Origin of the sequence: Vibrio sp. 661, assembly GCF_033339315.1 — a bacterium.
In the GTDB taxonomy this organism is placed as follows: Bacteria; Pseudomonadota; Gammaproteobacteria; order Enterobacterales; family Vibrionaceae; genus Vibrio; species Vibrio alginolyticus.
The window spans coordinates 1-3,318 of sequence record NZ_JAWOUJ010000041.1; the positions used below are offsets into that span (position 1 = coordinate 1).

Sequence of the window (3,318 nt, forward strand, 5' to 3'; positions counted from 1 at the left end):
TACTTCGCCAACTATTGCGATAACAAGAAAAAGCCAGCCTTTCATGATATATCTCCCAATTTGTGTAGGGCTTATTATGCACGCTTAAAAATAATAAAAGCAGACTTGACCTGATAGTTTGGCTGTGAGCAATTATGTGCTTAGTGCATCTAACGCTTGAGTTAAGCCGCGCCGCGAAGCGGCGTCGGCTTGAACGAATTGTTAGACATTATTTGCCGACTACCTTGGTGATCTCGCCTTTCACGTAGTGAACAAATTCTTCCAACTGATCTGCGCGGGAGGCCAAGCGATCTTCTTCTTGTCCAAGATAAGCCTGTCTAGCTTCAAGTATGACGGGCTGATACTGGGCCGGCAGGCGCTCCATTGCCCAGTCGGCAGCGACATCCTTCGGCGCGATTTTGCCGGTTACTGCGCTGTACCAAATGCGGGACAACGTAAGCACTACATTTCGCTCATCGCCAGCCCAGTCGGGCGGCGAGTTCCATAGCGTTAAGGTTTCATTTAGCGCCTCAAATAGATCCTGTTCAGGAACCGGATCAAAGAGTTCCTCCGCCGCTGGACCTACCAAGGCAACGCTATGTTCTCTTGCTTTTGTCAGCAAGATAGCCAGATCAATGTCGATCGTGGCTGGCTCGAAGATACCTGCAAGAATGTCATTGCGCTGCCATTCTCCAAATTGCAGTTCGCGCTTAGCTGGATAACGCCACGGAATGATGTCGTCGTGCACAACAATGGTGACTTCTACAGCGCGGAGAATCTCGCTCTCTCCAGGGGAAGCCGAAGTTTCCAAAAGGTCGTTGATCAAAGCTCGCCGCGTTGTTTCATCAAGCCTTACGGTCACCGTAACCAGCAAATCAATATCACTGTGTGGCTTCAGGCCGCCATCCACTGCGGAGCCGTACAAATGTACGGCCAGCAACGTCGGTTCGAGATGGCGCTCGATGACGCCAACTACCTCTGATAGTTGAGTCGATACTTCGGCGATCACCGCTTCCCTCATGATGTTTAACGCCGCCATAAGTTGCGGCTTTGTAGTTGATTGTTTTGTGGTAGCGTAGCGTTAAGCCACAAAACAAGCGACGGAAAAGCCGTCAACTTGATGGCCTTGTTAGCCTTATCAGCGCGACTGTGATGTATAAACGTCAAAAATTGAACGACCAATTTTAACAATCGCATCATTTCGCTCTGCCATTGAAGCCTGTGTTTGAGCTAGATAGATGCTCACAATAATTGGGGCTTGATGCTCACTCCACACAACTGCTGTAATACTCCGAGCACCAAATCCGCCAGCACCTGAACGATCCGCAATGTTCCATCCCGCCGGCAATACTGAACGTAGTAAATTACCAGTGACTTGATTGTTCACCATCCAAGACTCTAATTTTTTTTTGTTCATTTCAGATAGCGCTGAACCAAATAAAAATTTATTCAAAGTACTGGCTATTGCCTTAGGAGTTGTCGTATCCCTCAAATCACCGAGCTTACCTTCATTTAAATCAGGCTCAATACGGTCTAGACGAGTCTCTTTGTCCCCAATTTGTCTTAAAAAATCAGTAACGCCTTTGGAGCCACCTACAGCACTTAGGATGATATTTGCCGCAGTATTATCACTTGTAGTCATAGTTGCGAAGCACGCATCATCGAGTGTGATTGCCTGCCCTACTTGCTTTTCTATTACAGGGGAATAGGTCACAAGATCTGCTTTCTTAATCTCGACTGTACTATTGGGATTAACTTTTCCTTGCTCAGCATCATATAGTAATTTAGCGCAAGCTATTGTTTTAAAAGTACTTGTCAACGGGAAGCGCTGATTGCCATTGTAATCCCAGTATTCTCCATTTTGAGTATCAAGAACGGAAACACCTATACGAGCAGAAAGAGAAACTTCAATTGCCTTAACGTCTTGTTCAACTTGCCGAAACTTTGAACTACTTGCAAAAGCATAAAAGATACGCTATTCTTAGCATTTGCTCCATGTCTCAATGCATTAAAAGATTACAAACGCATATAAGGTTACTTAAGATAAATGTCTCTACTTAGTCGCTATGAACAACTTAATTTGATTCAATGTAATAGACGTTACAAGCTCATAATTGCACATTTTTAATGACGTTCAGAGGTCGTCAATAATGAATTTTCTGATAAAAAATATTCTGCTCATTACTCTTTTTGTTCCTTTTGTAACAGCAGCAAACAATACAGACACTAAAACGCTGGAGGTTAAACAATTAACCGATAATATCTATCAGCATATCTCATATAAACATGTTGAGCCTTGGGGGTTTATTGGCGCGTCTGGCTTAATTGTAGTCGATGGAGATGCGGCATACCTGATTGACACTCCTTGGACGACCAAAGCAACCAATCAACTTATTGAATGGATTGAAGATAGAGGTCTCGTACTAAAAAGCGCAATAGTAACTCACTTTCATGAAGATGCGAGTGGTGATTTACCACTTTTAAATGATTTAAAAGTTAACACTTATGCCACTTCACTCACTAATCAACTTCTTAAACTCAATAACAAAGAAATTTCGAATACTGAAATATCGAGCAATGAACTCAAAATTTTCAACGGCATTGCGACAGTGTATTATCCTGGCCCAGGCCATACTGAAGATAACATCGTTGTTTGGTTACCGAATGAAAAGCTATTATTTGGCGGTTGCTTTGTTAAAAGCCTCCGTAATAAAAGTCTAGGTTACACTGGAGATGCAAATATAGGCGAATGGTCGAACTCTATTCAAAGAGTGCTGCAACGCTATCCAGATATAGTCACTGTAGTGCCTGGGCATGGTCAGGTTGGAGACGTTAGTTTACTCCTTCATACACAAAAATTAGCATCATCCGATAAGACTTCTGACAAATAGACAAATAAAGCAAAGGAAAAATAGTGGAGCTAAGAGGTAGTAGAATAAAACTATCACCATTTGATAGTTCAGATAGACAGTTGTTCATAGAAATATCAATGTGCCCCATTATGATGGAGCATGTGTATGAGCCTCTAACTTATCAAGAAGCTGTGGCAGCGTTTGAGTTAAAATCTCAATCTTGGCAGTTTGAAAGTGATCACTGGCTTTCATTTGGTATTGAGGACATATCATCAGGAGAAAAGCTGGGCAGTATTGGATTGAAGGTCATTAATCACAAGGCGCGAATAGCCGAAGTAGGTTACATGATTAAGCAAAGTGCTCAAGGCAGGGGAATTGCTGGAGAAGCTTTAACATTAATTAAGCAATTTGGGTATAGGAAGTATAAACCACCTTTTTGCTCCTCATCCGAAGTATCTTACCTGAAATTCCCTCACTCGTTTACCGC

Annotated in this window: 3 protein-coding genes and 1 pseudogene; 2 read left to right on the plus strand and 2 right to left on the minus strand. The window is 42.8% G+C overall.

Annotated features, from left to right (window positions below; all coding sequences use genetic code 11):
• Positions 1–161 precede the first annotated feature (161 nt).
• Positions 162–1,000, minus strand: a pseudogene (aadA1, locus tag R7P69_RS24430) (ANT(3'')-Ia family aminoglycoside nucleotidyltransferase AadA1).
• A gap of 117 nt (positions 1,001–1,117) precedes the next feature.
• Positions 1,118–1,951, minus strand: a complete 834-nt coding sequence (gene blaPSE, locus R7P69_RS24435) for a PSE family carbenicillin-hydrolyzing class A beta-lactamase (protein WP_181726425.1) — start codon at positions 1,949–1,951, stop codon at positions 1,118–1,120.
• A 178-nt stretch (positions 1,952–2,129) separates the two neighbouring features.
• Here blaPSE and R7P69_RS24440 point away from each other — a divergent pair, with 178 nt between their 5' ends.
• Entirely contained in the window at positions 2,130–2,870 is a 741-nt protein-coding gene (locus tag R7P69_RS24440) for a subclass B1 metallo-beta-lactamase VAM-1 (protein ID WP_181726415.1), read from the plus strand.
• Between the two features lie 23 nt (positions 2,871–2,893).
• Positions 2,894–3,318: GNAT family N-acetyltransferase (locus tag R7P69_RS24445; protein ID WP_318081625.1), on the plus strand; the 425-nt coding region annotated here is incomplete at its 3' end.